This is a genomic window from Thermogladius calderae 1633 (assembly GCF_000264495.1).
Classification (GTDB): Archaea; Thermoproteota; Thermoprotei_A; order Sulfolobales; family Desulfurococcaceae; genus Thermogladius; species Thermogladius calderae.
This window is the reverse complement of sequence record NC_017954.1, coordinates 706,575-731,048: the sequence shown is the minus strand read 5'-3', so window position 1 is coordinate 731,048 and position 24,474 is coordinate 706,575. Positions and strand designations below refer to the sequence as shown.

Sequence of the window (24,474 nt, the reverse complement as noted above, 5' to 3'; positions counted from 1 at the left end):
GGTGGGTAGTGTGTCTAGCGGGGAGATAGTGGTAGAAGTGGGGAAAAAGAAGTACGTGGTGAAGACGGACAGGCTCTACACCGAGAGCGACGAGTGGATTAAGGTCGAGGGCAACAAAGGCATTGTAGGTGTAACAGACTACGCTCAGAAAGAGCTCAGAGACATAGTCGGCGTCGAGCTACCGGAGGTTGGCACAGAGGTGAAGAAGGGGAAGGCGGTGGGGAGTCTAGACTCTGTGAAGGCGACCTCCCACTACTACGCACCTGTGTCAGGTGTAGTTACCAGGGTCAACGAGAAGCTCACCGATACACCTGAGCTGATAAACAAAGACCCATACGGCGAGGGCTGGATATTCGAGCTGGAGATCAAGGACCTGAACGAACTCAACAGCCTGTTGAAACCCGAGGCCTACGCCGAGAAGATCAGGAGACATGCCCACTGACCTTTACTAGGCGAGCTCCCTGATTAGAAGCCCGAGCTTTTTAATACCGTCCTCGATCTCGTCTGCTTTAACCATTGTAAAGTTGAGCCTGATGCTACTCCTCCCGGAGTCGTCGAGGTAGAATGGTTTTGCGGGGACTACCGCCACGCTGTACTTCTCCAGTAACCTGTCGGCGAAGACCTCCGAGTCTACGTCTACGGGGAGTTTCAGCAGTATGAACATGCCACCGCGCGGCCTATTGTACACGGCTCCCTGGACGTACTCGTCCAGTGCGGACATCATAGTGTCACGCTTTCTCGCGTACTCCTCCACGGCCCTCCTCTTTATCTGGTCGTATAGGCCCTCTCTTAAGACCCGGTCTACCAGAAGTTGCATCGGGACTGGAGCGCACATGTCGCTGGGGCCTTTAATCGCCTTTACGACTTCCACTATTTCGGAGGAGGCATTGAGCCAGCCTATGCGTAGACCCGTCCCGAGCACCTTGCTGAAGCTTCCGACGTAGACAACCCTCCCCTCCTTGTCGTAGTGGGAGAGCGGCTTGTAGCTACCCTCGTAGACCAAGTGATTGTACGCGGCGTCCTCGACGACCAGGAGGTCGTACCTCGACGCGATCTCGACTAAATGCTTTCTCCTATCCTCGCTCATGACGACCCCGGCAGGGTTGTGTCCTGTGGGTATCGTGTAGACGAGTTTTACCCTTCTACCCTCCGATAGAAGTCTCTTCACGACAGCCTCGAGGTTCTGGGTATCAACCCCTTCAGCATCGACGCCGACACCGACAAGCCGTGCCCCGTAGAACTCCCAGTCGACCATCGTGTTAACATAGCTGGGGTTTTCGAGGATCACGTGATCCCCAGGGTCTATAAAGAGCTTGCCTAGTAGGTCGATCGCCTGACTCCCACCAACCGTCACCAGTACGTTGTCCTCGCTGGTCTTAACGCCCTCGTACCTCCACATGAAATCAGCAATAGATTTCCTGAGCGAGGGGAGCCCCTCAGTTGGAGAGTAGTTGCAGGACTTGGCCTCCTCGTGGAGGACCTTGCCGAGAATAGTAGAGTAGAGGTCTCTCGGTATTACGTTGGGGTCCGGCTCGCCGGCCGCAAACGATACAACTTTTCTCGTAGCGGAGATCGCCGATATCTTTGAGACGAGAGTCCTTATCGGGGATGGTTTAACGAAGTTTACCCGGTAGGAGAACTTGTAAGCCGCTGACATCAACACCACACAATTGCATAATGGGTTTCGCTAGAGAATAAATTCTTAGCGTTAGTTCAGTGGACAGGTAAGCACTTACCTCTTCCTCCTCGCCTTCAACTCGTTTCCCCGAGACCTCTCGCCCTCCGTAACCCTTTCAAACGTGACCTCCGGGTGGAATCTGACGTCTACGTGGTATACCGTGTCGTAGAGCTCGACCACTCTCTTGACTATCTTCCTCCTCAATTTGAAAGCGTCTCTTATCGTGGTGAGGGGGTCGATGTACACCTCGACGCTGATCACGTAGAACGACGTGAGCTTCCTTGCTTCAACAGACTTAACGCGGGCCCCCGCAGTAGCCAGAAGGTCTTGGATGCTGTTCATTACTGCGAGGCTCATCTTGTAGTCGAGGTTCTCGCCCCTTATCAGGGACACGCTGTCGCTGACTATGCCCTGTACGCTGTGGAGTATGAACATCATCAACACGACCGTGAACAGTACTTCTAGAGCCGTACTCCTTGTTATAGATGTGACTAGTATCCCCGCGGTGGCTGTTACACCTGCCAGTACGTCAACTAGCGCGTGCGTGGACTCGTACCTAAGAGTCTCTACATTGTACTTCTCGAACCCTTTCTTCAACGTGGTGTACGCCAAGACGGTAAGAGCGGTCCCGGCGATCGTGGCAATACTGGAGTATACGTTAACAGCAGCCTCTTCACTCGCGTATAGAAGGCCGTTCAAGAAGTCGTAGAAGACGTAGAAGTAGACGCCGACCACGGTTAGAGCTATTAACAGGCCCAGTGTCGACTCCAGGACCACAACACCCATAGGGTACCTCCTACTCAGGCGGCTCGCGAAGTATAGCCCAAGTAGCAGGGTTAGCTCTAGGAGCGAGTCCGTGACCCAGTGTATCAAGTCTGTGAACAGTATTATGTTGTTCAGGAAGACAACGAACACCGAGTCGATTAAAACGCCGAGTAACCCGAGTGCAAACGTGTACGTTAGGACTCTACTAGCCCATTTAAGCCTCAAGGTAAGGTTGGCCATTTCACTTCACCCGAAACAACTCTCGAGTGAAGGCGGCAACCTAGATGAGAGTAGTTCCCTGTTCAAAAGTAGTACGTAGCTCCTCTTTTGCGTGATATTATGCGCCTCTTATATACCTTTTTCATCGTTGGGGAGTTACTTTGGCAAGTTCCCGGACACGAAGTCGACTATGTACCTGGCGAGCTCGAGCTTATGCATAAAGCCGAGTTCTCTAACCCCGCTGGGGGTTATCAGGACGGAGTCCAGGTAGCTCTCAGAGAAGCCGGCACCCCTTGTCAGTACGTTGTGTGCAACCATTAGGTCTGCCTGGTACTCGGCGAGCTTGGCCGTACCTCTCTCGACGAGTTCTCTACCGGAAGACGTCTCTGCCGCGAAGGCCACTACTACCTTCGGCCTCTTCGTCACAGAGGCTATGACTTTCTCTGTGGGGACTAAAGTGAGAGTGAGCCTTTCGGTTTTCGAAGTCGGTATTTTGGTTGGGCTTGTCTCCACCGGCTTGTAATCCGCTGGTGCGGCCGCGAATACCGCCGCGTCGTATACGTGTGTCGCGGTTAGCTCCTTAACTATACTCGCCATGTCGCTTGTCTCCTCAGCGTAGTACTTGTTAACGTTGTACGGGGGCGGCAGGCTCATTCTCCCATAGACCAGGTCGACGACAGCGCCCCTGCAGGCCGCCTCCCTAGCCACAAGGACACCCATCAGACCGCTACTAGGGTTAGTAATGACCCTTACCGGGTCAATCCTTTGGACTGTGGCACCAGCTGTCACCAGGACTCTTCTACCCTCTAGATCCGCCCCCCTGTTGACGGTTGCCTCGACGCAGTGGACGAGATCCGGGAGCGGGGGGTACTTGGCCTTACCCTCTTCTATCATTGGCCTTATTATGACAGCGCCGTAGGACCTAAGGGTCTCTTCTACCCTCTTGTACTGCGGGGAGTTGTATAACCTAAGGTTCATGGCTGGCACGAAAACCACTCGCTTTCCGTCCCCCATCATGGTGGCAGCGGTCAAGTGGAGCAACTCGTCGAGGACTCCGCTTGCTATCTTCCCCATCGTGTTTAGAGTGGCAGGGGCTACCACCATCGCATCACCCCACTTAGCTAGGTCGATGTGCTCTGTCCTCCCCGTAGACTCAATGAACGGTTCCCATCCCGTGGCCCAGTAGACTAGATCGGGCCCTATCAGCCTCGTGGAGGCCTTCGTCATGACCGCCCTGACGCTAGCGCCCAGCCTCATAAGCTCTCTAGCAAGGTCTATCGACCTGTAAACCGCGCTACTCGCCGTCAAGCCGAGAACGATCTTTTTCTCTCTTAGTGGCGTCACTTCCCTGGGCTTGATCTCCTCAGGCAAACTCAACTATGTCACCGTAAAATAGATTATTCGCCAGAGCATATATAACGTCCTGGTGGACGACTTGAAAACAGAGACTAAGAGGCCCAGCATAGAAGAGATACTTGAAGAGGCCAAGAAGAGGTTGGCCGCTGAAGCAGCCGACTACACAATTAGGCCGGCGACGAGGGAGGACATAAAGAGCGTCATCGAGATAAACATGGTGTCGCTTCCAGAGCACTACCCAGACGAGTTCTTCTACGAGCTTTACGAGCACTACGGTAAAGCCTTCTACGTTGCCGTAGACCCAAGCGGCAGGGTCGTGGGATACATAATGAACAGAGTGGAGTGGAAGCCCGGGTTCTTCAGGCACTTCATAATTAGGAGCGGGCACGTAGTAAGCATAGCGGTACTAAAGGAGCACAGGGGTAAGAGCCTAGGCTTCGCCTTGATGGCGCATGGAATACACAGTATGAAGAACAACTACAAGTGCGAGGAGACCTACCTAGAGGTCAGGGTCTCCAACCAGCCCGCGATAAACTTGTACAGGAAGCTAGGTTACGAAGTCGTCAAGGTGGCCAGGGGCTACTACCTAGACGGGGAAGACGCCTACGTGATGGCAAGGCCTCTATAGACGCCCCCGACGGGTCTCGACGGGCATAACGTACCGTGTTCCCAAAGTTTAATGCGGCAACCTGTTTATATTGACCTATGGCTTATCATGGTGTCGGGGGGCGTGGATGTTCTTCCATCAGATCAGCGAGCTACTAAGCGACGATATGGCGGGTAAGAGGGTTTGTCTAAGGGGTTGGATTTACCGTAGGAGTGTGGTAGGAGGCAAGGCTTTTGTCAGGGTAAGGGACTCGACAGGAGTAATCCAAGTAGTAGTAGACGAGGCTGTCCTGGGGGAGGAGCTCGTCAAGACGCTAAAGGACATAGGTTTAGAGGCTAGCGTCGAGGCGTGTGGTACTGTAACAAAGCAGCCTAGGGCGCCAACAGGGTATGAGGTCGTAGCAGACTCCTTCAGAATACTGGGCTACAGCAGGGACTTCCCTATAAAGGGTGGTGAGGGGGTCGAGTACCTCCTAGACAACAGGCACCTCGTCATTAGGAGCCCGAAGTACACCGCGATATGGAAGATCAAGCACACGATACTCGACGCGGGTAGGGAGTGGTTCAAGAAGGACGGCTGGTGGGAGGTGACCCCACCCATACTCACCGCCTCGGCTTGCGAGGGCGGTGCTACTCTATTCCCAGTCCAGTACTTCGAAAAGCAGGCCTATTTGAGCCAGAGCGCTCAGCTGTACCTCGAGGTCATGATATTCAGCTTGGAGAAGGTCTGGAGCCTCACCCCTAGTTTCAGGGCCGAGCAGAGTAGGACTAGGCGCCACCTCGCAGAGTACTGGCACCTGGAGGCCGAAGCCGCGTGGTACGACATGGAGGACATGATGAGAGTAGTAGAAAACCTCGTCTCCCACATCGTCGACAGGGTTCTAGAGGAGAGGAGGAGAGAGCTGGACGCGCTTGGCAGGAACGTGGACTTCTTGAAGACCGCCGTGGAGACACCCTACCCTAGGGTAAAGTACGACGAGGCGATCGAGATACTCCAAAAGAAGGGTGTGGATATAAAGTGGGGTAGCGACCTGGGCGCGGACGAGGAAAGGCTACTCACGCAGGAGTTCGACAGACCGTTCTTCGTGACGCACTTCCCCAAGGAGGTCAAGAGCTTCTACATGAAGCTAGACCCGGAGGATCCGAGAGTCGTCTTAGGCTTCGACCTGCTTGCCCCCGAGGGTTACGGGGAGGTAGTCGGGGGTAGCCAGCGTGAAGACGACTACGACAAGCTGCTGCAGAGGATAATCGAGAACGGGTACAACGTAGACGACTACAAGTGGTACCTGGACCTCAGGAAGTACGGAACCGTAGTCCACAGCGGTTTCGGGCTGGGGATCGAGAGGCTACTGATGTGGATCGCTGGGCTCGACCACATAAGGGACGCCATACCGTTCCCGAGGTTCAGGGGTAGGATATACCCCTAGAGACCGATGGGCGAGTTTTATTTAACTACCCGTTGATTCTAAAATGTGAGCCTGACAGGTGGTTGCTTGCCAGCTAAAGGTACAGCAGAGAACATTGGTGTCGTGGCTTCCCTGATAGCTTTGTCCGTGATACTCCACTTATTCAACATCCCCTTCCCCCCAGCACAGTACTTGTTATTCGACCTCACTGGCATACCCTTAGCCATCTCGATGTTCTTTAACCCCCGTCTCACCGTGCTCGCCGGGTTACCGGTCTTCTACATAGGGCTCCTCCTGTACAAGCCCCAAGACCCGATAGGGCCGTTCATGAAAGTCGCTGCCGAGGGCTTCACTATACTGCCTTTCTACATCCTCTATCAGAGGAGGTGGTTCGCAGCGAAGTCCCGCGCCGTGTTGGCCACAGCTTTAATAGCTACGTCGCGCACGGTCAGCATGCTCGTGTTAAACCTCGCCATAGACCCCTTCTACTTCGTCCTGTTCAAGTGGGTCGAGAGCTACGGTCAGGGGCTCCAGCTAACCCTGATGGCCCTACCATACGTCTGCGTCTTCAACGTCATCATAGCAGTCTACGTGACGTGGCTCTCGCTACCGATCGTCAGGGAGCTTGAGAAAGTGGGTGTTTTACCTCATGTCAAAAGTTCTCAGGGTGAAGGGTCTTAGAGTCAGGTACCCTGGTGGAGACTGGGTTCTAAAAGGCCTCGACCTAGAGGTCGGTAAGGGAGAAGTCGCTCTGATAGTGGGCGGGGCGGGCTCTGGCAAGACCACTTTTGTTAGGGCGATCACGAGCGTCGCGAGCCAACTCTACCACGCAGACGTAGAGGGCGTCATCGAGATAGGAGGGGTCAAACTGACAGACAAAAGCTGGGAGTACGTGAAGGACAGGGTCAAGGTTGTCCCGCAAAACCCGAGAGCTGCGCTTGTCTACCCAGTCGTGTACGAGGACCTAATGTCCTACGCGCACCAGGTCTACAGGTCGAAGTTCCTCGCCGAGAAGGCCATCTCCAATGTCAGCAAGGTCTTCAAGATCTCGCACCTCCTAGACAGGCACGTCGACCAGCTTTCGGGGGGAGAGCTGAGGAGGGTGAGCATCGCGAAGTCTATGATCTCAAGCCCCGACATCGTAGTACTCGACGAGCCACTAATGTGGCTTGACGACAACGGTGTTCGGGAGGTTAGGAACGCCATAGAGATACTCAAACTCTACGACGTAGCTGTCGTCGTGCTGGAACACAGGTTCAAGAGGCTGCTCGACCTAGCAGACAAAGTCCTGTTACTGAAGAACGGTGTTCTGAGCCAAGTGGACGATGTAAATACAAGCGAAGACACTGCGGGGGTGGGCGTAATTCCCGAGAAGCCTGCGTTCGGGGAGAGGGACGTGCTACTCGAGCTCAGAGACGTCTCACTCCACGTAGGTTCCTTGAGTCTCAACAGACTCAATTTGACGGTCGGGAGAGGGGACAAGGTAGTGGTATACGGCTTAAACGGGTCGGGTAAGACCACGTTGTTCAAGCTAATAGCGGGCGTGTTAAGACCCGAGAAAGGGAGGGTCGTTAGAAGAGCCGAAACGCTCTACCTACCCCAGATACCCTACCTCTACTTCACCGAGGGGAGTCTCTCGGAGGAAGTTAAAGCCGTAGGGGCCGGCCACGCCTCGCTAGGCCTTCACTTAGTGCGTGCTCTGTCTCAGGACAGGTCCCCTTTCACGCTGTCGTGGGGTGAGGCCGTCCGTTTCATCGTAGAGCTCTCCCTTAACTCGAGGCACGAGCTCCTGCTACTCGATGAGCCCTTCTCGGGCTTGACGTACCAAGATAGGGAGGAGATCGGACGGAGGCTGGCCGAGACGTCTAAGACCATATTAGTCGCCGCTAGCAGTACCGAGCATCTAGTCTACCTCAAGGGCTTCAGACTTGTAGAGCTCCGTGACGGCACTCTCACAGAAAAGGGGTTCGTAGGGTGAGAACTTGCTAAGGAGTTTTTCGGAGATTCTCAGATACGGTAAAAGCCTCGAAGCATCTCTCGCCAGCCGCGTCGCTATGACCATGTCACTATTTGTCACCATTGTGCTTGCCTCTCTCTCCCAACCCAAGCCGTCTAGCTGGCTCGTAGCAGCGGTAGTCGCAGTCGTGGAACTATCCATACTCAAGGTCGCGAGTGGTATGAGGACGCTACTTAGGGCGGTCGCAGTAATAGGGATCTTCGTGACCATTAGCTTGGTCATGAGGCTTGTCGGGATTTTCCTCTTCTACAACCTGTTGAGCGCCGAGTTCACACTCTACTCGACCGTCCTACTAGTCGAGGCTTTCCTGGCGATCAGCGTCTTTCTGCAGACAGTCAGGCCTGGAGAGCTCGTTTGGCTTGCTGACAAGGTTGGATTAAAGAGGGCGGGACGTATGCTAGCCCTGGTTATGACGCACATTGGCAGCATAGTCTCGGCATACTCAGAGGTACTGGTTGTGGTGAGACTGAAGAAGACTAAGACCGTCCTAGCGCTCAGGCCGCTCTTGCTATACACCGTCGAGTACGGCATACAGGTAAACGAAGCTGTCTACTTGTACGGCTTACCCGACCCCGTCCCCGATTGGGGGAGGACAGGAGCCAAACACATAAACGACCTGCTTTTCTTCTCGATATCTCTTATCACGCCCTTTACCGGGTTTCTACTCCTATACCTAATCTAGGAGCTCGATCCACGTTTAATCAATCGATGAAACAACAACATATGCTAAATATTGTTTCATGTTTTTAAGCTATGATGTTCAAGTAAAGAAGTGTCAAGGTGGTATAGTCTTGAAAAGAGAGGAAGTACTAGGACTTACAATAATTGTAGTACTCGTGTACTCGCTGATAACATTCTTAACAGTATCCCCTATACACGTAAGTGCGCAGGAACCCGTGACCGTTGACGGTGTGGGCTTCGACTGGCCTTACGCCTCATGTCACGCGCTCGACCCGGCTGGCGACCTCTTAGACGGTGTACCCGATTGGTCTACTAGCAGAGACCTCCTCGCATGGTACTACACGGTTGGCACATCCTACGTCTTCATGAGGCTCGACTTCCTAGACCTCTCGTACGGGGCCGAGACTGCTAGTTATGGTAGTGTCAACGACGCGCTCAACATTTACATCTTGATAGGGTGGACTGGTGCACCAGGGTACCAAGAGTGGGTGCCAGACTATGTACAGTACCAGGGCTACGGGATCCACCTACCCGACTACAACTGGGTCCTGGCGGTCGCCATATACGACTCCACTCACTACACGGTCTACGACTACAAGTGGAACAAGGTGTTGGTCAACACCGGGTTAAGCGTGTCCTTCAATAGCCAGTGGGACCTCGTGGAGGTCGCTATTCCTACAAGCCTACTAGCCCAGTACGGCTGGACCTCGACCACGAGGGTGTGGGCCAAGATCGCCACGGTCGTGGTCTACAACGGCGTGAGTAAGGTCTCCGACGTGATACCCAACACCATAAGCGTCGGGAGCGGTAGAGCGGAGTGGAGCGGTGCTGTTTTCAGCGACCAGTACTGCGGGACCGCCAAGGTCGTCTTCGTCCACCACGGCAACCAGCACCTGACCGATAACAGGGCCCTGAACAACCCGTCCAGCATCAACAGCTACGGCTACATCTTGTACGTCCACGACTACTTGACCAACAGGACTGGACGCAGGATACCCGTGACCATACACATGAGCGGGACGCTCATGGCCAGCTATCTCTGGTGGGACCCTGGCTTCATTAGCTACATCAAAGGTCTGATCTCCAGAGGAGTAGCCGTCCCCATAGGCGGTGTGTGGGCTGAGCACATAACCGCCTACTTCTACGACAACTTCAACGACCCTTCCGCAAACTTCACTAAGTGGTACACCCAGCAGGTGTTTGGCTACACCCCGCTGACGGCTTGGGTGCCCGAGAGGACGTGGGACGACGAGAGGACTGGTATCGCATACACTATCAGCAAGTACTACTACGCCGTGATCTTGGACGGTAACACGCACCACGACGAGTGGAGCCCCGGCACCAACAAGTACAAGCCCCACCAGTACGACACCACGAAGACAGCGGGTAGAACACTCTACGTCCTGTTCATAGACTGGGACACCCAGCAACTATTACTCTCGAACACGGACGGCGGGCTAAACATCGACCTGAGGAAGAAGTACGTCTGGGCTGCGACTAATAGCGACCAGCAGATGATATTCGTGTACGCTGACGACTGGGAGAAGGCTGCGGGCATAGCTGGGTGGGACCCCTACAACCCTGGCAGGTATAATAACAGCCTTACCTGGATAGCTATGCACCCGTGGATCCAGGTGGTGACAACAGACGACGTTGTCAACTGGTTGAGAAACGGGTACTGGACCCCCGTCACTGGTTTCTACTGCGGGTACGACACCTACGCGCTCCTGAAGACGTGGGTGCACAACTACCCGTACGACTACAGGAGGGCCTACGACGGCTGGTACTGGGGGACCTCGACCGAGAAGAGCTTCGCGTGGTATGGTAGTGGGCAGACTTCTCCCAACTACGTTCTACCCGACACCACCATGCCTTTTGGAGACGTCTTCGGCAAGACCAGTTTCAACGGGTCGCCGAACAACACTGTGATCTACAGACTACTGGCTCCAGGAGGGCTATTCGACTCCACTCCTAAGAACGAGCTGTGGTGGCTCGCAATAGCTGTAGCCAATGCCATGCTATACGAGACAGCGTGGCACGACGGGGGCGACTGGGACAAGGACGGTATGTACGACGTCGCGGGCTGGGGTCTCAACGTGTGGAACCACCTACGGCTCGTCAACGTCCTACTGCAGGCGGCTAAGTGGCTGGACTCGACCAGGAGGGGCCTAGTAACCCAGGCCTCCTACATGATCGGCGACTTCGACTGGGACGGGAGGAACGAGACGATAATATACAACCCGTACATCTTCGCCTTCATAGACGACAAGGGCGGTGCCGCGCCCTACGTGTTCATGTACAACAAGACCAGTAACAAGGTCTTCATGGGGATAGGTGCCCCCGCAGTCTACTGGGGTACCTGGAGCGACATGTGGTACGGTGACAGCCATGTCGGGCTGTTCGCCGACGACTACTTTGCGGCGACGGGGAAGAACTACTACAACGCCGTCTACACGATCGCGTACGCTTACTACGACTCCGTTAACGGGAGAGTCGTGGTCAGGCTCAACGCCCCCGACCTCGACGGCGACGGCTACCCCGACTTCTACAAGTACTACGTCTTGTACAACACTGCTAACTACATATACGTGGACTACCTTGGAGTCAAGAAGAACGGGACTCTGTACACGGCTATCGGCTACTCCGTGGACTTCTTCAACAACCTCTTATACGGTAATTCTCTAAGCCAGGTCAACTCCCCGACCTCCACTTACACGTTCGGGTACAAGAACCTCAGGACAGGGGCGTACGTATATGTTACGCCAATACAGGGGATGACCTGGACTGGCTCGCAAGACCTCGTCAAGTACACGATGCAGTACAGGGCGAAGATCGCCGTGTCTGTTAACACGGCTGTCTGGGCTTACGCAAAGGTCACCCTGGGATACAACTGATTTTTCCCCAAACCCAATACACCTTCACCCCTAATTACGTCGGCTTAGTACACCGACTTTGAACGGGGGCCAAACGTAGCTCAGACACAGCACTGCGTTGAGACACTAACGGGGGGTATTCTACACGTCTACCCGGCCCTTTCGGCTATTACTATCCGAAGCCGGGCCTCTGTGTTACGACCAGCGTTTATTAGTCCCCTATCGGGAAATCTGTTATTAAAAGAGTGTGGGACTTTGAAACCGCTTGTTCTAGGGGGCAGAAACGGGGACTACCTCGCAGTGGAGATAGCCTCGCTAAAAGGCTTTGAACTGGGGACTGTGGAGGTAAAGAAGTTCCCCGACGGCGAGACCTACATACGTGTACTGAGCGACGTGCAGGGGAGGGACGTGGTTTACGTCAACTCGCTTCAGAGGGAGCCCAACGAGGCTGTTATCGAGACCCTCTACACACTCGACACTCTCAGAGACCTGGGTGCGCGGAGGGTGGTCGCCGTCATCCCCTACATGAGCTACGCCCGGCAGGACAGCAGGTTCAACCCAGGCGAGGCGGTGAGCATACAGATCCTTGCCAAGCTGTTCAAAACGGTCAGCGTCGACCACATCGTGACCGTGGACATGCACCTCCACAGGATCAGCGACCCGAGCTCTCTGTTCGGAGCCAACTTCCACAACATAACCGGTGTCAGGGAGTTGGGCAAGTACTTGAAGAAACACTACTCCCTGACAAATGCCGTGGTGATAGGCCCGGACGAGGAGGCGGAGCAGTGGGCGAAGGTGATGGCGGAGGAGCTCGGCGGCCTGGAGTACAGCGTGCTGGAGAAGACCAGGCTGACAGCCGAAAAGGTCGTAGTAGAGGCGAGGGGTGTCAAAGTCGAGGGTAAGGACGTGGTGATAGTCGACGACATAATCAGCACTGGAGGGACGATCGTCGAAGCCGTCAAAGCCCTCAGAAGCCTAGGGGCTAGAGACTTCTACGTCGCGGCCGTCCACCCTCTCCTGATAGGAGACGCCTACAGCAAGTTGATGAGACTCGGCCTAAAAGAGCTCGTGGGCACGAACACCGTTCTAAGCCCTATCAGCAGAGTCAGCATAGCACCCGCTATCGTTGAGGCCCTGGACAGGATCCTCTAGAGATTTTTTACTCCCCAAATCGACAACCCTACTGGCAACCCCCGCCAGCTCTGGAGGGGGCTCGTGCGAGGCCAGGAGCACACCGGAACCACTCCTCACAGCCTCCTTAACGACACACGCGACTCTCTCCCGCGCCCTACGCGAGAGCCCTTCAAAGGGCTCGTCTAGTAGGAGTATCTTAGGCCTGTACGAGATGACGGAGGCGAGGGCGACCAACTTCTTCTCGCCGTAGCTGAGCTCTTGAACCCTCCTGTTCAAGAACGTCTCCGGCAGCCCAACGGTCCTGATCGAGTCTCTGGCCACCTTGTCGATCCAGCTCTTGTCCCTGCTGAGCTGCCTTGGTACAAACGTGACCTCGTCGTAGACGGTTGGGTTGAACAACATGACCTCCGGGTTCTGGAACAGAAGCCCGATGTGCCTCCTAGCCTCGGGTAGCTGCTTTTTCAACGGCCTGCCCTCGAACTCGACAGACCCCTTCTGCGGCTCGAGGAGGCCGGCCGCGATCAATAGCACAGTGGTCTTACCCGAGCCGTTTGGACCCGTCAACAACACTAACTCGCCACCACCTACTTCGAGGCTGAAGTCTTCGAGGACGTAGGTCTTCGAACCCGGGTACTTGAACCAGACGCCGGACAGCCTCAGCAATTCTCAACACACCTGGACTCGTACGCCTTGACCAGGTCTCTTGATACCACTGTGAACTTCCCTATTATGTCTGCGATCGTCATAGCTAGGGCTCTCCAAAGGGTAGACCTCGCCCTCAACACGACCCTCGACTCGCGTGCAGCTAGGTAGTCCGCAAAGACTACCGTGAGGTACTTGGTGTTGAGTAGGAAGAAGTCGACCTTGCTAACATACCTGCTGAGTACTCTACTACCTCGGAGGCTCGCCGATATGCTGGCCCAGCCAAACCCTGTGAGGGAGACTATTAATGGCATCGGAGACAGAGCGACGCGAGCCACGAAAAACGCGAAAACCTGCGTCCGCGACTCCAATGACACAGGGTACTTCAGCGCATCAAACCCCGTGAAAAGAATGGGTACACCGGGTACCAGCGCTAATAGGAGCGTTATAGAGGTTATACTCAGCAAAGGCTTCAGCCGGGGCCTCAGTACAATACCCCACGTGATGGAGTAGAGACCACTTGCTATCCAGAGAACGGGCGAGTTGAGGACGGCCGACGTGAAGGAGAGTGCCAGGGACATTAAGAAAAAAGCTCCCGGGTGAGGGAAAGACTTGTCCGTGCCCGCGTACGCCTCGTCGAGAACCCTCGACGCGGCTTTCAAGAACTCGGATAGCAAGCTCACGCTACTTCTTCCTCTCTGCTACTTTACGTAGCAGCAGCCCTATAGAGTAGATCAAGGCGACTCCGAGCACTCCGGAGACTACGTAACCAAGCCATTCGGGCAGGCCTGGTACTGTGTAGTCCTTTAGGAAGGTCCAGTTGATCTCGTCAGAGATGTCTGTCAAGTTCAGTTTTTCGCCCGCGATGTCCAGGGGTTCATGGTACCCCACCATGTTAGCCAGGTAAACACCGAATACCGGCGATAACAGCAGTAGCACTACCAGTAGTACTACCGATTTCTTCACGACTTGATCACCTCGGGGTGCCTGAGTTTCAGGTAGTAGACGACCAGCCCTGTTATAACCCCCTCGACAACCCCCAGGGCAGCGTGCCAGCCGCCCATTATCGGTACGGTTATGAATACGCCGTAGGGGAACGACGGTGAGAGCCCGATCTCCACACCGCAGGCACTACCCGCGAGCGTCAGGCCGAGCCAGCCGCCTATAAGCCCTCCGACGAACCCGGACTTGGCGTCGCCTAGCTTGGGCGAGAGGGCCTTGTACGCTAGCCTGTAGACCAGGTAGCCGGCCCAAACGTCTATTATAGCCATGTTGATGATGTTGGCCCCCAAGGCAGTTATACCACCATCGTGGAAGACAAGGCACTGGACTAGGAGGACTATTGCGATGACCAGGCTGCCTTTGAAAGGCCCGAGAATAATACCGGCTAGGGCCCCTCCAACGAAGTGGAGGCTGGTACCTCCTGGTATCGGCCAGTTCAGCATCTGCGCGACGAAGATGAGCGCTGCCAACGCCGTCGCCTCGGAGACCTCGCTGGGGGAGAGCCTGAGCTTTCCGAGCTTGGTGGAAGCAATGAAGTATATGCCCGCTAACGCGTAAGTCGCTAGACTAGACCACAAGTCCAAGTAGCCGTCGGGTATGTGCATCTGAGTGCACCAAATAACGGGATTGAGTGCACCTTTAAAAACGGTGCGGTAAGTAGACCTAACAGTCTTCTTCTCGGACAGGCCACACTACTACACGGGGGAGTCCGCCCCCTCCCGTGCTTTGTGGACTATGGGAGAGGGCACAGTCGAGCCCGCGAGATCGCCGCCCCACCCGTCTCCACGTGGTACGAGGGCCGTGTACGTTTTCGTAGCCGCGGGCGCTGGGGGGCTGGTTCAAGCCGACTTGTACTATGTTGCGGGCGGGGGCCTGCTAGTACCTCGTCTCGACCCCGAACTTCAAGAAGTGCTTCTCGACAAGCCTTGAAGCTAGGAGTGATAGGAGTAGGTATGATATGACGGCCGGTACAGTCATTGACACGAGTAGGTTAGTAGAGATCGTGTTAGACCCGAAGGAGGCTCTGAGCAGCTCCACCGCCACGAGGCCCGGGACTAGGAGTGCCATGTACTGTTCAGGCAGGTATCTTGGGGGTAAAAAGAGGACTACTACGAACAATATTTGTATGATCTGACTCAAAACTCTCGCAAGCGGGTTTTTCAAGTAGAGCAGGCCGATCAACGAGGCCATTAGTAGGCCCGAGGCCATTAAGACGGGTATAGATAGTGCGAAGAGCGCCGCGTTCAGCCTGAACAGCCACGTGGGTGCTATACCTAGGTACCATGATAGAAGGAGGGCTGAGAGCAGGAACGGCGCGAAGCCGACTACCAGGAAGTCAAAGGGGAAGGTGGCAGCCACGTATTTCCATAGCGTGAGGTTTGCCAGTCTTAGGTCGTCTAGCTCCCCGCCCTCGCTCAACCACGTGACGTACTCCTGGCTCAGCCCTATACTCAACAGCACGATGTTCACCCCAATAACGGGAGGGGTCAAATAGAGCAATGCTGAAAGCGGGTCGCTACTGAAGACCACGGAGGGTGCCAAGAACAACGTCAGCCAGAGGAGCGCGTTTAGCGTGGAAGACAGGTAGCTCGTCAAGTGCATCCTAAACATCCCGTAGCCCACAAGCAGAGACCTTCTAACTTCTCTGACGAGGCTCATTTCCTGACAACCCTGTCCACGCTATTTATCGCGAGAACGGAGACCGTCACGTAGAGCGCGTAGATGGCAGTTAGGAAGAACAGGTACTGGGCTATCCTCGACTCGTTGAAGAGCAGCGTGATCCACTGTAGTGTCTCGACAACAAAAGGCACTGGCGTGATGTAGCCTACGACTCTCAAAGCCAGCGGTATCATGTGGACAGGTATGTAGACACCGCTCGAGGCGAGTATGACTGGCGGTAACAGCTGCGCAATAGACCACGGCCTTCTGACGTCGACAAAGTATATCACTGACAGCCCGACTATACTAGCCAGAAGACCGAGCGTCACCCCGGCAGGGACAAGTATCATAACCACCACGAGATACGTGATCAGTCCACTGGCTCCTTTCAACGCCCCGAGAACTGGGAGGAGGTATATCGAGGATAGCAGGGTGTTTACGATGGACCTCACCACGGCGTTCACCACGATGTAGTGCGTCAGACCAGTGGCCTCAAAGATCAGCACTGTAGACTCCGCGATCTTGAACTCGTAGTAGAGGGTGCCCACCACGTCTCCAATGATTATTGCGACGACGCCCAGCAACGCCGACAAGACCATCGAGAATACGAGCAGGTCTGTGAAGGCCGGCTTTACCCCGAAAAGCTCCCCCGCCTTCGATACCACGCTCTGCGAACCGTAGATGTAAGCGGGCGTCATTAACACGCCGACGGCGAAGCCGACCTGGGTCAACCACAGACCTAGGTAGTCGGAGAAGTACCTCTTAAACCACAGAGCCTCCCTGTATACCGTGGCTTTAAAGAGGTTCAGGACCGTGGCCGATCGCCCCCGACTACCGCTAGGTATGCGTCCTCCAACGAGGGCTCTGCGATAGAGAAGTCGATTAGTGGACGGGGGTCCTCGCCGAGGATCCTCGTAATGGTCTCCATAATCTTATCTCTCGGGTCTCTAACGTAGACCCTGACGGCCACTTCCCCGCTACTCCTCGAGACCTCCGTCCTAGCCACCTGCAGGCTCGACTCTATGTGGGTAAGGTACTTGCCAGAGCCCTCTTCACGGAGTTTTAGGTACAGGATGTTGACGAGGCCCAGCGACCTCTTCAAGTCCTGGATACCGCCTTGAGCGACGACGACCCCCCTGTTTATTATTGTAACCTCCTCGGCTATCTCCTCGATCTCTCTCATGTTGTGCCCCGTGACCAGTATCGTCTTCCCCGCCCTCGCCGACTCGACCAGCATATTCCTGACCTCCATAGCGCTAGGCACGTCCAGGCCTAGTGTGGGCTCGTCCAGCAACAAGACTTCCGGGTCTGTGTACAGCGCCTTCGCCAGGCTCAGCTTAGCCCTCATACCCAGGCTGTACGAGAAATAGGGTTTCTTGAAAGCGCTCTGCTCATCTAAGCCGACCAGCTCGATCACCTCTCTCGCCCTCTTTCGCGCGTCCTCCATTGAGAAACCCTTCAACAGACCGTAGAAGACGAGGTTCTGGAAGCCCGTGAGAGACCCGTAGAACCCCTTACTCACGTCTAGGACTACCCCGATGATCTCCCTTACCCGACTAGCCTCCTTAACGGCGTCGTACCCACCCACGTATACAGCCCCGCTGTCAGGGGCTAGTAGGGTGGCTACGATCTTGATTAACGTTGTTTTACCTGCCCCGTTGGGGCCTAATAGAGCGTGAATCGTGCCTTTGCGAACCCTGAGGGTCACCCCCTTCAACGCCTCGACAACAGACCTACTCCGCAACCCCACTCTCGGGCGGTAGGTCTTCCTCACGTCGAGGACTTCGATAGCGTACTTAACCATAATGTGCTCCGAGAAGGGGTTATCGACCGAGCGAGTTAAATACATAGCTCACAGTACGTGAGCCTAGACAAAGGAATATTGCTACGTTTGATGGATGGGAATTATGTGGGGTGTTTGCCTAAACGGGTAAGGTTTTTAAGCCGCAGCATAAGTAGTCTCTCTAAACGCTTAGCGAGGTGAAACGTAGTGCACCCTACGTGTGTGATCGTGAAGCCGTAGTCAAGTCGCCTGGTTCTATAGCAAACCTTGGCCCCGGGTTTGACGTACTCGCCGTGGCGTTGTCGGGGCTACACGACCTCGTCCACGTCAAGGCCTCGCCTGGTACCGGTTTAGTGCGGGTATACTCGGACGTACCGGTGCTCACCGGCAGTAGCAACAACGCCCACGCTGTCGCCGTAAAGTCTCTCGAGAAGTTCAAGTGGCTCAGTTCATGCGACATCGAGATCTACGTGAGGAAGGGCGTCCCCGTCTCAGTTGGCCTGGGGAGCTCCGGAGCCACTGCGGCCGGAGCCGCGTTCGCGTTGTCTCTCATCGCCGGCTCTGTAGACGAGGAGACGGTACTGAGTCTAGCCGGTGAAGGAGAGAGGTTTGTCTCGGGGGTCGCCCACTACGACAACGTGGCAGCTAGCCTGCTGGGGGGTGTCGTCATAGTCGACACGAAGTACAAAAAGGCCTACAAGATCGAGATTCCGAAAGAGATACACGTAGGTGTGGTGATCCCAGAGACCGGGGCGAGGACTGAGAAAAAGACCTACGTAGCAAGGAGTATCCTACCCGGCAAAATCGACCTAGAGACACACGTACAGCAGTCCTCTAGCCTCGCCAAGCTAGTCTACGGCTTGATCAAGGGCGACCTAAGGTTGGTAGGCAGGGCTATATCAGAGGACGAGATCTGCGAGCCAAGCCGGTCAAAGCTCATCCCCTTGTACAGGGAGATGAAGGATATAGCGCTCCGCGAGGGAGCCTACGGCTTCAACATTGCGGGGGCTGGACCGTCCGTGTTCTACATACACGACGACCTGGACGAGATCACCAGAATAGGCGGTGTTATACTTGACTTTCTGAAGTCTAAAGGCGTGAAGGCTTCTCTCCTGGCCTCGAGATTCTCAAACCAGGGGGTAGAGGTGGTGTCGGGTGGCTGAACAGAGGGTCGTCATTGTAGGGTTCGGCAACGTTGGTAGAGGCCTAGTGAAGACGTTGCTCTTCAAGAGCAGTAAGCTGGCCAAGCACGGCGTCAACATCGTAGTCGTAGGCGTGGTCGACTCGAAGGGTATGGTCTACAAACCCGAAGGCCTTAGACCAGTCGAACTACTTAAAATGCTGGAGACCCCAAGGTCCGGTCTAAGGAGTCTAGAAGTTGCCAAACAGTACGTCGACCTGAAGGAGCTCTACGAGAAGACCAAGCCAGACATACACGTCGAGCTCACACCAGCCAACTACGAGACCGGCGAGCCGGGGCTCAGCAACATAAGGTTCGCGCTCAACGAGGGAGCCCATGTTGCGACAGCTAACAAGTCCCCTCTGGTGTTCGACTTTAAAGGGCTGACAGAGCTGGCCAGGTCCCGTGGCCTCGTCCTGAAGTACACGGCTACCGTTATGGGTGCCTCCTCTTTCTTGTCTCTGCTTGATCACATGAAGCTACAGGACGTGTACAGCGTGAGAGGGATACTCAACACGACGAGTAACATCGTTTTGAGCTTAGCCCACGAGAAGTTGGTCGAGGTAGAGAGGGCGGTCGAGGAGGCGATCGTACTAGGTATAGCCGAGAGAGACCCCTCTATCGACATAGACGGGTATGACGCCGCCGCAAAGCTGACGATAATCTCCAACGTCATCGGAAAGCCTGTGGACTTCAAGAGCATTGAGAGGGTCAGCCTGAGGGGGTTAAGCCTGAGAGAAGTCGTGATGGCGATAAAGGAGGGGAAAGCCTGGAAGCAGGTCAGCTCTATAGACTACAGGAGTCAGAAAGCCCGTGTTGCCCTAGAGAAAGTAGAGCCGGGCGACCTGTTGTACCATGTGAGGGGGGCTATGAACGGTGTTGTAATCGAGACTGACACGGGAAGCTACTTCTTCATGGGGAAGGGTGGGGGCGGCGTAGAGACAGCTCACACCGTGGCAAACGACATCTTAGCCATCGCGTTGAGGGAGGTGTGAGGGGTGCGTGCCCTCGTCGTAGTAAAAATCGGCGGGTCGAACCTGTCGAACATCGACAGCTACGTTAGAGCCGCCGGCTATGTTAGACAGTTGTACGAGGCCGGGCTACTACCTATTGTCGTCGTGTCCGCGGCTAAGGGTGTCACAGACAAGCTCCTGGTTACCTTACAAGGGGACATAAACGCTTTCCACGAGGTAGTAGAGCTTTACTCCGAGCTAGCTCGCGGAATAGGAGGCGAGAAGCTCGAGCAAGAGGTAAGAGGGCTGGCAGAGGTGCCTCTCAAAGCGATAAAGGCGGGTCTCGAGCGACCAGTACTCGGCGACATAGTTCTCTCCTACGGTGAGAAAGCCAGTAAGCTGGTCCTCTCGAGCGCGATTGAGACAGAGGTGGGGAGGGTGGTGAGGGTAGACGCGGAGGAGGTCATCAAGACTGACTCCAGACACGGAGACGCCTCGATCATCTACGAGAATACCGAGCCAAGGGTAGAGTGGCTCGTCAAAACGGCCTCCGAGAACAACGTGGTAATAGTCATCGAGGGTTTCATCGGGAGCGGCGAGAAGGGTGTGACTACAACACTTGGCCGAGGCGGGTCGGACCTGACCGCTACTGCCATAGCAGCGCTGGGCGGTATAGGAGAGGTAAGACTAATAACGAACGTTAAGGGGGTGTACTCGGTTGACCCGGAGTTAGGCGTTAAACCAAGAGTAGTGAAGTGCCTAAGCTACCGTGAAGCAGACGAAGCGGCTAGACACGGCGTCAAAAGGTTTAACGCGAAGACGTTCGAGCCCCTCCTCTTCTTCCCGGGGCCCGTTGTTAGAATAGGCGACTACGAGCACCTTGGCTCATCAGTAATGAGAGAGCTGGAGGAGGGGGACAAGGGGCCTAAAATCATACACGCGTCCCTCAGCCCCCACCCACGGGTCGTGGTAATAGGTGAGGACGGCAGTAGGCTCAGGACTATTAGGAGGGTGGTGGAGGTCCTTGAAAGCGAAGACGTCGAAATCCAAGGTCTCGAGGCCGGAGTAGGTAGACACTCGGTGGTCGTATATATTCCTAAAGATTATATTCCCAGAGCTGTTAGATTACTCCACAAGAACCTGATAGGTGAGGCGGGATCGTGAAGAAGGCCGCGATTCTAGGGGCTACGGGGCTCGTCGGGCAGAGGTTCGTATCCTTGCTGGCAGACCACCCATGGTTTGAGATCACACTATTACAGTCCTCGGGCAAGAGCGCCGGCAAGAGGTACGGTGAGAGCGTGAAGTGGGTTCTAGACTCCCAACTCCCTGATAAAGTAGCTGACCTACCAGTGGAGCCCCTAGACCTGGCTTCGATCGCCCGCGAAGGCGTGGACATCGTGTTCTCAGCTCTCCCCGCCGAAGTCTCGGTCGACGTGGAGCTAGAGCTCGCCAGGAGAGGGCTGGTCGTGGTCTCTAACGCCAGCCCTATGAGGATGGAGCCGGACATACCCCTTCTACTACCCGAAGTCAACGCCGACCACGTGGAGGTGTTAGAGCTACAGAGGAGGCGTAGAGGCTGGAGTGGTGGTATAGTAAAGGTGCCCAACTGTACTACGTCTATACTGACCCTCTCCCTCAAGCCCCTGCTAGACGAGTTCGGCCTAAGGAGAGTCGTCGCATCCTCTATGCAGGCCATATCGGGGGCAGGCCTGACAGGTCTACCGTCTATGTTGATAATGGACAACCTGATACCCTTCATCGAGGGAGAGGAGGAGAAAGTGGAGGAGGAGACACTCAAACTGCTGGGTAGCGTCGGAGGCGAGGGAGTGACGCTCAACAACAGCTTCGCGGTAACCGCCAGCTGTCACAGGGTTATGGTGCTCGAAGGCCACACGATCGCTGTGTTCGCCGAACTTGAAAAGAGGAGTATAGATGTGGAAGAGGTCATTAAAGCCATGGAGGAGTTCAAGGGGAACAAGATAAAGGGCCTGAACCTGCCCTCGCAGCCCGAGAAGCCGTTGGTAGTGAAGAGAGAGCCCGATAGACCACAGCCACGCCTCGACAGGGAGGCCGGCAAAGGGATGAGCATCGTAGTTGGGCGTGTCAGGCCGGACAAAGTAATGGGCGGGGTTAAGTACGTGGTGCTGGGCCACAACACGATTAGAGGTGCTGCCGGTAACGGTGTCTTAATCGCAGAGCTACTGGTGAAGAAGGGCCTCGTCTAAAAGTTTTCCCGTTTTCAGGCTAGAGCCTGGTCTATGTCCTCTATAAGGTCGTTCACGTCTTCGAGACCCACCGACAACCTGACCAGGTTCTCGGTTATCTTGAGTCTCCTCCGGAGGTCTTCGGGCAGGTACATACTGCCCGCTTTGGCTGGTAGTACCGCAAGCGACTCGGTCCCCCCGAGACTTGGCGCCCTCTTTATCACCCTTAACTTCTTCATGAACCTCAGTGCCCCCTCGTAGCCTCCTTTGACCCTGAAACTCAGAACGCCCCCGTAGTTGCCTGTCGCGAAGAGCCTCCTGGCGATCGGGTGGTACTCGTCCTTGTCGAGCCCCGGGTAGTGGACTCCCTCCACTTTACTGTGCTCCGCCAAGAACTCGGCTATTGCCTTAGCGGACTTGGACACTCTCTCGAATCGGACCTCGAGAGTCTTCGCGCCCCTGTACACGAGGTACGCCTCAAATGGTGGCATTATTGACCCTGTCATACGCCGCCAATCCCACAGCTCAGATATCTCTTTCTTGGTACCCAGTAGAGCGCCTCCGACTACGTCGTTGTGGCCCGCAATGTACTTGGTCAAGCTATGGACGACAAACCTGGCCCCCAGCTTAAACGGCTTTACGTTGAGAGGGGTCGCGAATGTGTTGTCGACTACTAGAGTGGAGCCCGTGTCCTTCAATCCCTCTGCCAGCTCTACGAGGTCGACGACCTTCAACGTCGGGTTTGTGACGGTCTCCACGAACACGACTGCGGGCTCCCTGCCCACGGACTCGAGTATTTCCCTCGCCGATGGGAATACGAGGTCCAGCTTCGCCCCTACCTTCTCAACCAGGTTGCGGACAGTGAGGTAGGTCGTACTGTAGACTTCCGCCGACATCACCACCCTGATACCGGGCTTCATGAGGTAGAGGAACAGCGTAGTCTCGGCAGCCATTCCGCTGTTAAACGCCAGGGCGTCCTCCGTCTCCTCTAGCGAGCTCAGGAGCCTCTCGAGGACTCTGACCGTAGGGTTCTCCTCCCTACCGTATCTAACGTAGGTCCCCCGGTCCGTGTACTTCGCTAGGCCTTGCTCGTAGTCGACGTACTCGTACACTGCGCTCAAGTAAACTGGTGGTATGTGAGACCCGTACGGGTCGTTCAATCCCTCGACGTCTACAAGTCTAGTGCCCGTCCTCATACTCCCACCTAAGAGGGTTGATAGATTATCGACGGAAAAGTCTTGTCTAATAAGCCGTCTTCAGAACCTTACCTCGGGGTCTTTCAGCGCGTGACCTGTGGCTACGAGCACAGTGGTCTCGTCCTGCCCTATCAGCCCCTGCTCGAGCGCAACTCTATACCCTGCTAATGGTGCTGCCGAGGCGGGCTCTACGCCGATCCCCTCGCTCCTCGCGAGTGTCTTGAGCGCCTCCAAGATAGTGGCATCGCTGACCGATAACATGAAGCCGTTCGACTCCCTAACGGCAGTGAGGGCCTTTAGCCAGTTCACGGGTCTCCCGATCTTTATTGCTGTAGCCACCGTATACGGTCTCTCAACGGGTAATAGCTCGTCGGCTTTTGCGAGCCATGTCTTGAAGACGGGTGAGGCGCCTTCGGCCTGAACGCCTATCATCCTAGGTGCTCTGTCAGTAACCCCAACCTCGCGGAGCTCCCTGAACCCCTTCCATATAGCGTATATATTGCCGGCGTTACCGACGGGTACGACCACGTTTTCGGGTACGAACCCTAGTTGTTGGTATATCTCGAACGCTATGGTCTTCTGCCCCTCGAGCCTCCAGGGGTTTACTGAGTTTAGAGGGTATACGTGCCCTTGGGTATTGTCGACATACCTCGCAATAACCTCTTCTAGAGCCTCGTCGAAGTTCCCGTCCACCTCGACCACCTTGGCACCGTGTAGTAGGGCTTGGAAGAGCTTGCCTCTAGCCACTGAGCCCCTGGGTAAGTAGACCAGGCACTCGAGCCCAGCCTTTGCCGCGTACGCGGCCGCCGATGCCGAGGTGTTACCGGTGCTAGCGACCACGACGCTTTTAGCACCGATGTACTTTGCGATCGTGACAGCTAGGGTCATACCCCTGTCCTTGAAGCTTCCCGTGGGGTTTGCGCCCTCGAATTTCACAAACAGCCGCTTGTGGCTCTTCAAGGGTATGAGAGGGGTGTCGCCCTCACCGAGCGATACAGGCTCGACTTCCTTCTTCACCGGCAACATCAGCTTGTACTTCCACACACCCCTCGCACTTGATGTCTCGAACCGCAACCCCTTGATGACAACCTCGAGAGGCACACCACACCTCGGACACTTG

General features: G+C 55.4%; 24 protein-coding genes. 12 read left to right on the top strand and 12 right to left on the bottom strand.

Features of this window, described 5'->3' with window-relative positions; genetic code table 11:
• Nucleotide 1: 1 nt before the first annotated feature.
• A complete protein-coding gene (gcvH, locus tag TCELL_RS04175) occupies nt 2-442 on the top strand; it encodes a glycine cleavage system protein GcvH (protein WP_014737474.1) in 441 nt (146 codons plus the stop codon).
• Between the two features lie 6 nt (nt 443-448).
• On the opposite strand, the gene TCELL_RS04170 is transcribed toward gcvH, so the two are convergent.
• From TCELL_RS04170 to coaBC, 3 genes are all read right to left on the bottom strand, one after another.
• Complete coding sequence (locus TCELL_RS04170; protein WP_048163090.1) at nt 449-1,657, bottom strand: aminotransferase-like domain-containing protein; 1,209 nt, start codon at nt 1,655-1,657, stop codon at nt 449-451.
• Nucleotides 1,658-1,732: 75 nt separating this feature from the next.
• Nucleotides 1,733-2,683, bottom strand: coding sequence for a cation efflux transmembrane domain-containing protein (locus TCELL_RS04165; protein ID WP_014737472.1), 951 nt, complete (start codon nt 2,681-2,683; stop codon nt 1,733-1,735).
• A gap of 135 nt (nt 2,684-2,818) precedes the next feature.
• A complete protein-coding gene (gene coaBC, locus TCELL_RS04160) occupies nt 2,819-4,039 on the bottom strand; it encodes a bifunctional phosphopantothenoylcysteine decarboxylase/phosphopantothenate--cysteine ligase CoaBC (RefSeq protein WP_238528994.1) in 1,221 nt (406 codons plus the stop codon).
• A 49-nt stretch (nt 4,040-4,088) separates the two neighbouring features.
• On the opposite strand from coaBC, the gene rimI reads away from it, so the two are divergent.
• The 7 genes from rimI (at nt 4,089) to TCELL_RS04125 (ending at nt 12,753) form a co-directional block, all read left to right on the top strand.
• Entirely contained in the window at nt 4,089-4,646 is a 558-nt protein-coding gene (gene rimI, locus TCELL_RS04155) for a ribosomal protein S18-alanine N-acetyltransferase (protein ID WP_014737470.1), read from the top strand.
• A 106-nt stretch (nt 4,647-4,752) separates the two neighbouring features.
• Nucleotides 4,753-6,051, top strand: a complete 1,299-nt coding sequence (asnS, locus tag TCELL_RS04150; protein ID WP_014737469.1) for an asparagine--tRNA ligase — start codon at nt 4,753-4,755, stop codon at nt 6,049-6,051.
• 66 nt (nt 6,052-6,117) lie between these two features.
• Nucleotides 6,118-6,711 carry an ECF transporter S component gene (locus TCELL_RS04145; protein ID WP_048163087.1) on the top strand — a complete coding sequence of 198 codons (594 nt, stop codon included), beginning with the start codon at nt 6,118-6,120 and terminating at the stop codon, nt 6,709-6,711.
• A complete protein-coding gene (locus TCELL_RS04140; RefSeq protein WP_048163085.1) occupies nt 6,680-8,008 on the top strand; it encodes an ATP-binding cassette domain-containing protein in 1,329 nt (442 codons plus the stop codon). Before TCELL_RS04145 ends, TCELL_RS04140 begins: the two co-directional genes overlap by 32 nt.
• A gap of 4 nt (nt 8,009-8,012) precedes the next feature.
• A complete protein-coding gene (locus tag TCELL_RS04135; RefSeq protein ID WP_048163083.1) occupies nt 8,013-8,729 on the top strand; it encodes a hypothetical protein in 717 nt (238 codons plus the stop codon).
• 109 nt (nt 8,730-8,838) lie between these two features.
• On the top strand, nt 8,839-11,622 hold the full coding sequence (locus tag TCELL_RS04130) for a glycoside hydrolase (RefSeq protein ID WP_157864700.1): 2,784 nt from the start codon (nt 8,839-8,841) through the stop codon (nt 11,620-11,622).
• A gap of 234 nt (nt 11,623-11,856) precedes the next feature.
• Nucleotides 11,857-12,753: a ribose-phosphate diphosphokinase gene (locus tag TCELL_RS04125; RefSeq protein WP_014737464.1), complete on the top strand. Its 897-nt coding sequence runs from the start codon at nt 11,857-11,859 to the stop codon at nt 12,751-12,753.
• Here the strand turns inward: TCELL_RS04125 and TCELL_RS04120 are convergent.
• The 7 genes from TCELL_RS04120 to TCELL_RS04090 form a co-directional block, all read right to left on the bottom strand.
• Nucleotides 12,688-13,398, bottom strand: coding sequence for an energy-coupling factor ABC transporter ATP-binding protein (locus tag TCELL_RS04120; protein ID WP_052307216.1), 711 nt, complete (start codon nt 13,396-13,398; stop codon nt 12,688-12,690). The two genes, TCELL_RS04125 and TCELL_RS04120, sit on opposite strands and share 66 nt — an antisense overlap.
• Nucleotides 13,392-14,060: a hypothetical protein gene (locus tag TCELL_RS04115; protein WP_014737463.1), complete on the bottom strand. Its 669-nt coding sequence runs from the start codon at nt 14,058-14,060 to the stop codon at nt 13,392-13,394. Before TCELL_RS04115 ends, TCELL_RS04120 begins: the two co-directional genes overlap by 7 nt.
• 1 nt (nt 14,061) lies before the next feature.
• Nucleotides 14,062-14,343: a PDGLE domain-containing protein gene (locus tag TCELL_RS04110; protein ID WP_014737462.1), complete on the bottom strand. Its 282-nt coding sequence runs from the start codon at nt 14,341-14,343 to the stop codon at nt 14,062-14,064.
• Nucleotides 14,340-14,984, bottom strand: a complete 645-nt coding sequence (locus TCELL_RS04105; protein ID WP_014737461.1) for an energy-coupling factor ABC transporter permease — start codon at nt 14,982-14,984, stop codon at nt 14,340-14,342. Before TCELL_RS04105 ends, TCELL_RS04110 begins: the two co-directional genes overlap by 4 nt.
• Nucleotides 14,985-15,255: 271 nt before the next feature.
• Nucleotides 15,256-16,038 (bottom strand): hypothetical protein, encoded by a 783-nt coding sequence (locus tag TCELL_RS04100; RefSeq protein WP_014737460.1) that lies wholly within the window; start codon nt 16,036-16,038, stop codon nt 15,256-15,258.
• Nucleotides 16,035-16,769 (bottom strand): hypothetical protein, encoded by a 735-nt coding sequence (locus tag TCELL_RS04095; protein ID WP_014737459.1) that lies wholly within the window; start codon nt 16,767-16,769, stop codon nt 16,035-16,037. The genes TCELL_RS04100 and TCELL_RS04095 overlap by 4 nt, the downstream gene beginning before the upstream one ends.
• 74 nt (nt 16,770-16,843) lie before the next feature.
• Nucleotides 16,844-17,842: an ABC transporter ATP-binding protein gene (locus TCELL_RS04090; RefSeq protein ID WP_014737458.1), complete on the bottom strand. Its 999-nt coding sequence runs from the start codon at nt 17,840-17,842 to the stop codon at nt 16,844-16,846.
• Between the two features lie 197 nt (nt 17,843-18,039).
• On the opposite strand from TCELL_RS04090, the gene TCELL_RS04085 reads away from it, so the two are divergent.
• From TCELL_RS04085 to asd, 4 genes are read left to right on the top strand one after another with little or no spacing between them, the layout of a single operon-like run.
• Nucleotides 18,040-18,984 (top strand): homoserine kinase, encoded by a 945-nt coding sequence (locus tag TCELL_RS04085; RefSeq protein WP_014737457.1) that lies wholly within the window; start codon nt 18,040-18,042, stop codon nt 18,982-18,984.
• A complete protein-coding gene (locus tag TCELL_RS04080; RefSeq protein ID WP_014737456.1) occupies nt 18,977-19,996 on the top strand; it encodes a homoserine dehydrogenase in 1,020 nt (339 codons plus the stop codon). The genes TCELL_RS04085 and TCELL_RS04080 overlap by 8 nt, the downstream gene beginning before the upstream one ends.
• Before the next feature lie 3 nt (nt 19,997-19,999).
• Nucleotides 20,000-21,118 (top strand): amino acid kinase family protein, encoded by a 1,119-nt coding sequence (locus TCELL_RS04075; protein WP_014737455.1) that lies wholly within the window; start codon nt 20,000-20,002, stop codon nt 21,116-21,118.
• Complete coding sequence (asd, locus tag TCELL_RS04070) at nt 21,115-22,179, top strand: aspartate-semialdehyde dehydrogenase (RefSeq protein ID WP_014737454.1); 1,065 nt, start codon at nt 21,115-21,117, stop codon at nt 22,177-22,179. Before TCELL_RS04075 ends, asd begins: the two co-directional genes overlap by 4 nt.
• A gap of 14 nt (nt 22,180-22,193) precedes the next feature.
• On the opposite strand, the gene TCELL_RS04065 is transcribed toward asd, so the two are convergent.
• Together TCELL_RS04065 and thrC are read right to left on the bottom strand one after the other, a co-directional pair.
• Entirely contained in the window at nt 22,194-23,354 is a 1,161-nt protein-coding gene (locus TCELL_RS04065) for a cystathionine gamma-synthase family protein (protein ID WP_014737453.1), read from the bottom strand.
• 60 nt (nt 23,355-23,414) lie between these two features.
• Nucleotides 23,415-24,455 carry a threonine synthase gene (gene thrC, locus TCELL_RS04060; RefSeq protein ID WP_014737452.1) on the bottom strand — a complete coding sequence of 347 codons (1,041 nt, stop codon included), beginning with the start codon at nt 24,453-24,455 and terminating at the stop codon, nt 23,415-23,417.
• Nucleotides 24,456-24,474: the final 19 nt, after the last annotated feature.